6 protein-coding genes are annotated in these 6,415 nt (G+C 75.2%); 1 reads left to right on the top strand and 5 read right to left on the bottom strand.

The window, feature by feature from the left end:
* On the bottom strand, positions 1-789 hold a 789-nt coding region (locus tag ACFRAR_RS00500), incomplete at its 3' end, for a lysoplasmalogenase (RefSeq protein ID WP_380693011.1).
* Positions 790-1,016: 227 nt separating this feature from the next.
* Here ACFRAR_RS00500 and ACFRAR_RS00495 point away from each other — a divergent pair.
* Complete coding sequence (locus tag ACFRAR_RS00495) at positions 1,017-2,795, top strand: DUF2398 family protein (protein ID WP_380693009.1); 1,779 nt, start codon at positions 1,017-1,019, stop codon at positions 2,793-2,795.
* Positions 2,796-2,995: 200 nt separating this feature from the next.
* Here ACFRAR_RS00495 and ACFRAR_RS00490 read toward each other — a convergent pair whose 3' ends face one another.
* From ACFRAR_RS00490 to ACFRAR_RS00475, 4 genes are all read right to left on the bottom strand, one after another.
* Entirely contained in the window at positions 2,996-3,175 is a 180-nt protein-coding gene (locus tag ACFRAR_RS00490; RefSeq protein ID WP_380693007.1) for a hypothetical protein, read from the bottom strand.
* A gap of 120 nt (positions 3,176-3,295) precedes the next feature.
* Positions 3,296-4,927: a BCCT family transporter gene (locus tag ACFRAR_RS00485; protein WP_380693005.1), complete on the bottom strand. Its 1,632-nt coding sequence runs from the start codon at positions 4,925-4,927 to the stop codon at positions 3,296-3,298.
* Between the two features lie 132 nt (positions 4,928-5,059).
* Complete coding sequence (locus tag ACFRAR_RS00480) at positions 5,060-5,539, bottom strand: MerR family transcriptional regulator (RefSeq protein WP_380693003.1); 480 nt, start codon at positions 5,537-5,539, stop codon at positions 5,060-5,062.
* Positions 5,540-5,582: 43 nt separating this feature from the next.
* Positions 5,583-6,347: an alpha/beta fold hydrolase gene (locus ACFRAR_RS00475; RefSeq protein WP_380693000.1), complete on the bottom strand. Its 765-nt coding sequence runs from the start codon at positions 6,345-6,347 to the stop codon at positions 5,583-5,585.
* Positions 6,348-6,415: the final 68 nt, after the last annotated feature.

Genomic DNA, 6,415 nt, shown 5'->3' with positions numbered 1-6,415 from the left:
GCGTCCGCCCCGCGCCGGCGTGGGCGGCCGGGCCCGCCCCCCCGCCCCCCCCGGGCCGGGGGGCGGGGGGGCGGCTCCGGCGCCCCGCGGCTCGGTCCGCTCCTCGCCCGCCTGGTGCCGCAGGGTGCCGTCGGCCAGCAGGTACTGGGCCAGGACGTAGGTCGCCATGATCCAGAACTGATGGCCCGGCAGCTCCCGCCACTTCGCCAGCTGGGTGGCGATCAGGGTGTCGGAGAGCAGGAACAGCGCCCCGCCCAGCCCGGTGCGCCAGCCCAGTCCGGCCGAGGTGACGGCCGTCGAGGCCAGCAGCAGGCTGTAGCCGGCCACCGGCACCCGCAGGTCCCCGAGGTCCGGCCAGAGCTGCCCGACCAGGACGGCCCAGGCCGTCGCGTACGCGGCCGCGACCACCAGGGCCCGGCGACGGTCGGAGAGCGCGCCGCGCTTGACGAACATGGTCACGTAGCAGACGTGCGCCGCCGCGAACGAGCCCATGCCCGCGAGGAACGCGGTGTCGTTCTTCAGCTGGAGCAGCACGTCCCCGCCCGCGCTCAGCAGCAGCGCCGGCGTCAGCAGCTTCGGCGCCCGCCGCTCCGCCGTCCTGGCCGCGGCGATGCTGTGCGCCGCCAGCAGCGGCATCAGGGCCGGCTTGGTGGCGTTCTGGAGCACCGAGGCACCGGACACGATCGCGCCCAGGTGGGCCGCCGAGGTGGCCGCGAAGCCGCCCAGCAGGCCGGTGGCCGAACGCAGCCGCGCGCCGAGGCCGGCCCGGGTGGTGGTGCGGATGCTCATGCGTGCGCGCCTCTCGATCGTTCGCTGGTCCGGACCGACCCTAAGGGAGTCGAACCGCCCGGCGGAAGGGCGGTTACCGGTGCGTAACCCGGGTGGGGCGCGGTGGATGACGGGGTGGTCGGCAGGCGGAGCGCGGGCGCCCGCTTCGAGGGCTCTTGCGGAGACTTCCTCAGGAGGGCGGTTGCTGCCGTCGGGTGGCCCGGGCACCGTCTAGTCTGGACCCCGACATGAAGCAGCAGGACTACGCGGTCGGCGCCACCCGGGTGGCCGCCGACAGGCCGGACGGACGTACGGGCGGGTCAGGACGGGGAACCGCCGACGCCGTCCTCGCCGTACGCGGAGCCGGTCCCGCTGACAGGGCGCCCGGGGCGGCCGCGGCGGACGGCGCTGACGGCCCGCGGGTACCGGATCGCCCGGCTGTCGACCCGGCCGCCGGCACGGCCGTTGACACGGCCGTCGACGCCGCCGCCGACGTGACGCTCTCGCCCGACCCCGGGTTGCTGCGGCTGGCCCACTGGTTCGCCGAGGTCGGCCCCGGCCGCGCCGACGACCTCTGCAGCGCGTCCTTCGGCCTCTACCCCGCCCGCCACCTCGGCGCCGCCGCCGAGCCCGCCGCCGACCCCGGCGTGAGCTGGTGGCACGGCCCCACCGCACACTCCGCCACCTCCCTGCGCGCCCGCGAGGACCGCACCGAGGGCGGCCTGCGCCGCGCCCGGCGGGACGGTACCGAACTGCCCGTCGTCCGGTCAGGAGCCAAGCCGGGCAGGCCGGGTCGCCACCGCAGGCCCGAGCCCGTCCGGGTGGTGCCGCCGACCGTGCCGCCGCAGGAGCGTGGCGGGGAGGAGCTCCCGGCCGCCGAACGCCGGATCGCCGCCCGGCTGTTGCTCGCCCACCCGCTGGTCACCGCCTCCGGCCCGCACGCCGACGGCTTCCCGCTGATCCGACGTCACCGTGACTGGCTCGCCGAGCGCTTCGACACCCTGCTCGGCTACCGCCTCGTGGTCGGCCCCTGGCACGCCCGGCTCTGTAAGGCGGGCCTCGGCCCCGGCGCCGGCCGCCGCCTCCGGCACCCCGTCACCGGCGCCCCGTTCACCCCGGCCGGGTACGCCCAACTCGCCCTCGCGCTGGCCCTGTTGGTCGACGCCCCGGAGGAGCTGGGCTACCGGCGGCTGGTCGACGCGATGCACACCGCCGCCCCCGACCTCGCCGCCGAACCGGCCGACCTCGCCATGGCGCTGGCCGCGCTGGCCGACTGGCAGGTGCTCGGCGAGCTGCCGGCCGACGCCGACGACTCCTTCGTCCTGACCGTCGACCGCGAACTCGCCCGCGCCGTCCCGGCCGGCCCGCCCGCCCTCGCGGACGACGCCGACGACCTGATCCGCCGTGCCGCCGAGGCCGAGCCGGCCACCGCCGTCCGCCGCCTGCTCGCCGAGACGCCCGCCGTGCTCGCCGCCGACCTCCCCGAGGACCGCCGTGCCTGGCTGCACGAGCACCGGCTCAGCGGCCCGGCGGCGCTCGCCGAGTTCCTCGGCCTGGAGGCCGAACTGCGGGCCGAGGGCGTCGCCCTGCTCGACCCGGCCGCCGAACTCACCGACCTCGCCCTTCCCGGTGCGGGCACCCTCGCCCAGGCCGCCCTGCTGCTCGTCGAGCGGTTGGTCGAGGAGGTCCGCCCGCTGCCCGGCGAGACGGTCACCGGCGACGTCCCGATCCCGGACGCGCTGATAGACGGCGTCCTCGGCGACATCGCGGACGAGTACGGGCTCCCGGCCCGCTACCTCTCCGACCGCACCGCCCTGCGGTGCGACGCCCTCGACCTGCTCCACCGCCTCGCGCTGATCACCCCGACGCCCCACCCCACCCGCCCCCCGGCCTGGCGCCTGCGCCCCCCGGCCGCCCGCTACGCCCCGGCCCCCGACCTCCAGCCCGCCCCGGGCACCGGCCGCCACTCCCGCCCCGACCCGCTGATCCCGTCCCCGGCCGCCCACGGGTCGGAGCGGCGGGCGTAGCGGGGGCGCGGGCGCGCCGACGCGCGCCGAGTGCGCGTACGGACGAGGCCGCCCGGCCCGTCGTCCGTCGAGTCCGTCGAGCCCCGTCCGTCGAGCCCCGTCCGTGGCCGCGCCCCGGACGCGACCGGGGCGCGGCCGAGGCGCGACAGCAAGAAGCACCGCGTCCCGGGATGGGAGCCGCGGTGCTGGGCGGGCGGGTGTTACTTGCTGGCGGAGGCGCTGGTGAGGGGGCCGTGCGCGACGGTTTCCACGGTGGCCCCGACACCCAGGGTGCCGAGGGCGATCGAGGCGAGGACGGCCGTGACGGCGAGGAGGCGGCGGTGCCGCTGGGGCAGGGGGAAGCGCGGGTCCTGGTAGGGCGCCTGAGGGCTGGCGTTCATGACACGGAGGCTTCCAGGGCGGCGTGAACGGTCGGTACGCGCGGGTGAAGTCCGGACGGGGGTTGGGCGTCGGTTGGCCGCATACGCCCCACCCGTCACCGGGTGGGGCGTATGTGCTGGTCAGCGGCGTGTGTCCGACTCTCCGACGGCGACCCGGACGGCGTCGCGCAGGCCGTGCGGCGGGTGGAGGCGGGAGGGGGTGGCGGCCGGGTCCTCGCGGAGCTCCTTGACCAGCGAGACGCACAGCAGCAGCATCACCACGACGAAGGGCAGCGCGACCAGGATGGTGGCGTTCTGGAGGGCGGTGAGCCCGCCGGCCAGCAGCAGGGCGGCGGCGACCCCGCCCATCAGGATGCCCCAGACGACGACGAGCCAGGTGCGCGGGTGCAGCGAGCCCCGGCTGGAGAGCGAGCCGAGCACCAGGGAGGCCGAGTCGGCGCTGGTGACGAAGAAGGTCATCACCAGCAGCACGGCGACCACGCTGGTCACCGAGCCGAGCGGCAGCGAGCGCAGCATCTCGAACAGCGAGGCCTCGGCGCCCCGCGGGATGGTCGCGACCAGGTCGGCCGCGCCGGTGGTGTTCAGCCGGATCGCGGTGCCGCCCATCACGCAGAACCAGATGACCGTCGCCCCGCTGGGCACCAGCAGCACACCGAGCAGGAACTCCCGGATGGTGCGGCCGCGCGAGATCCGGGCGATGAAGGTGCCGACGAAGGGCGCCCAGGAGAGCCACCAGGCCCAGTAGAAGATCGTCCAGGAGCCGAGCCAGTTCTCGTCGGTGAAAGCGCCGGTCTGGGTGGACATTCCGAGCAGGTTGGAGAGGTAGCCGCCGACCGAGGAGGGGATCGCGTCCAGCGCGAACACCGTCGGGCCGAACACGAAGACGAAGAGCATGATCAGCGAGGCCAGGACGACGTTCGCGGTGGAGAGCCACTTCACGCCCTTGTGCACCCCGGAGAAGGCGGAGACCACGAACGCGGCGGTCAGCGAGCCGATGATGATCAGCTGGGCGTTCTGGGTGTTGCGGACGGAGGAGATGTAGCCGAGGCCGTCGGCGACCTGGAGGGCGCCGAGGCCGAGGCTGGTCGCGGAGCCGAAGACGGTGGCGAACACGGCCAGCAGGTCGATCGTCCGTCCGGCCCAGCCGTCCGCGCCGCGCTGTCCGATCAGCGGGACGAAGGCGGCGGAGATCCGGTTGCCCCGGCCCTTGCGGAAGGTCGTGTAGGCGAGGGCCAGGCCCCCGACCGCGTAGATCGCCCACGGGTGCAGGGTCCAGTGGAAGAGCGAGAACTCGAGGGCCTGCCGGCCGGCGGCCGCGCTCTGCGGTTCCAGGCCGGAGCCGGGCTGCGGGGTGGCGAAGAGCTGGAGCGGCTCGCCGACGCCGTAGAACATCAGGCCGATGCCCATGCCGGCGCTGAACATCATGGCGATCCAGGCGAGGGTGGAGAACTCGGGCCGGTCGTCGTCGCGGCCGAGCCGGATCCGGCCGAAGCGGCTGAACGCGAGCACCACGCTGAGGACCAGGAAGACGTCGGCGGCCACCACGAACAGCCAGCCGAAGTTGTGCAGCACCCAGCCGAGGGCCGTGTCGGAGGTGCGGCTGAGCGAGTCCTCGGCAAAGACGCCCCAGGCGACCACCGCCAGCACCAGGGCCGCGCCGATGCCGAACACCGCCCGGTCGGCCGGAAGGGTCTCGGCGGGTTCGTCGGGCTCCCTCGCGGGCTGGTCGGGCTGCGGCGACTGGCTGCTCATCAGGTGAACCTCTCGACATACGCGGCGCGCTCGGCGCGCTCGGATCGAACCGTATGTCGCACTATGTCCAGTTCGCTCCGCGTGCGGCGGGACGGCGCGCCGGGGAGGCGCGGGCTGAGGACCTACGTCCCGTCACGCCGCGCGCACCTCGGCCGCGTCGCGCCCGGACCTGTGTCCGGAGCTATGTCCGGAGCTGTGCCCGGAGCCGTGCCCGATGACGAAGCCGGTGGTGAACCCGGAGTCGTGCGCGGTGTCGTGCGCGGAGTCGTGTGTGGTGTCGAGGTAGTGGGAGAGCGCCCGGCGGCTGCGGGTGAGCTCCTCGATCCGGGAATCCAGCTCGGCGAGTTCGTCGCGCAGGGTGGCGAGCAGGTTCGGGCAGGCCTCCAGGACGGGGAGGGGGCCGGTGGCGCAGGGCAGCAGCTCGCCGATGACCCGGGTGCTCAGACCGGCCGCGAGCAGGCTGCGGATCTGCCACACCCGTACGGTGTCCTCCTCGCCGTACTCGCGGTAGCCGGCCGTCGTGCGGTCCGGTCGGAGCAGGCCCTGCTCCTCGTAGTAGCGGAGCAGGCGGGTGGACACCCCGGTCAGGTGGGCGAGTTCTCCGATGCGCATGACCGGTCGAACGCGCCCGCCCGACGGGGTGTTCCCGGTGGGCTCAGCGCTTGAGGAACTCCAGTAGCACGTCCCGAAGTTCGGGGAGTGCCTCGACCACCGGCTGGTGGCCGCTGGGGAGTTCGGCCAGGCGCGCGCCGGGGATGAGGTCGGCGGCCAGCCGGTGCTGGGACGGCAGGACGAGGGTGTCCTCGACGGTGCTGACGACCAGGCTGGGCACGACCACCGAGGGCAGCTCGGCCCGCACGTCGGCGCGGGCGGCCAGCCGGAACTGCTGCCGGAAGCCCTCCGGCTGCGGGGACTTGAGCTGGTCCCGCAGCCGAGCGAGCTGTTCGGCGGGCAGCGCGTCCAGCCAGGTCCGGCCGAAGGCGGTGCCGAGCATCAGCGGGACGAGAGCCTCGGGTCGGTCGGCCAGGTCGGCGAACAGCTCGGCCAGGGTGCTCATCCGCACCGAACCACCGGCCAGGCCCGCGAGCAGCAGCAGCGAGCGGACCCGCCCGGGGTGCCGGGTGGCGATCCTGACCGCGACGGCGGCGCCGAGCGAGTAGCCGGCCAGGTCGAAGGTGTCCAGGCCCTCCTCGTCCGCCGTGGCGACGAGCCGGTCGGCCAGCTCGTCCAGGGTCGGTTCGCCGGGCTCGTACGGGCTGTCCCCGGAGCCGGGGTAGTCGGGGGCGACGACGGTGCGGTGGGTGGCGAGGTGGGGCAGCAGCGGGCCCCAGTTGTCCCGGGCGCTGCCGCCGGCGCCATGGGCGAGCAGCAGGCCGGGGCCGGAGCCCCGGACGAGACGGGCGAGCGGGGTGGCGGGCATGGGGTGCTCCTCTGCGGTCGGGGTTCCGGCGACAGTGGAACGGTAGGAGTTCACACCGGTGTGAAGGT

This window comes from Kitasatospora sp. NPDC056651, from assembly GCF_042792155.1.
Taxonomy (GTDB): domain Bacteria; phylum Actinomycetota; class Actinomycetes; order Streptomycetales; family Streptomycetaceae; genus Kitasatospora.
Note: the sequence above shows the minus strand (reverse complement) of the source record. Positions and strands in the feature narration are given on the sequence as shown.

What these genes read in the sequence shown, in the direction of transcription:
- ACFRAR_RS00495 (WP_380693009.1), top strand. Translation starts at nt 1,017, where the DNA reads ATGAAGCAGCAGGACTACGCGGTCGGCGCCACCCGGGTGGCCGCCGAC.
- ACFRAR_RS00490 (WP_380693007.1), bottom strand. Translation starts at nt 3,175, where the DNA reads ATGAACGCCAGCCCTCAGGCGCCCTACCAGGACCCGCGCTTCCCCCTG.
- ACFRAR_RS00480 (WP_380693003.1), bottom strand. Translation starts at nt 5,539, where the DNA reads ATGCGCATCGGAGAACTCGCCCACCTGACCGGGGTGTCCACCCGCCTG.
- ACFRAR_RS00485 (WP_380693005.1), bottom strand. Translation starts at nt 4,927, where the DNA reads ATGAGCAGCCAGTCGCCGCAGCCCGACCAGCCCGCGAGGGAGCCCGAC.
- ACFRAR_RS00475 (WP_380693000.1), bottom strand. Translation starts at nt 6,347, where the DNA reads ATGCCCGCCACCCCGCTCGCCCGTCTCGTCCGGGGCTCCGGCCCCGGC.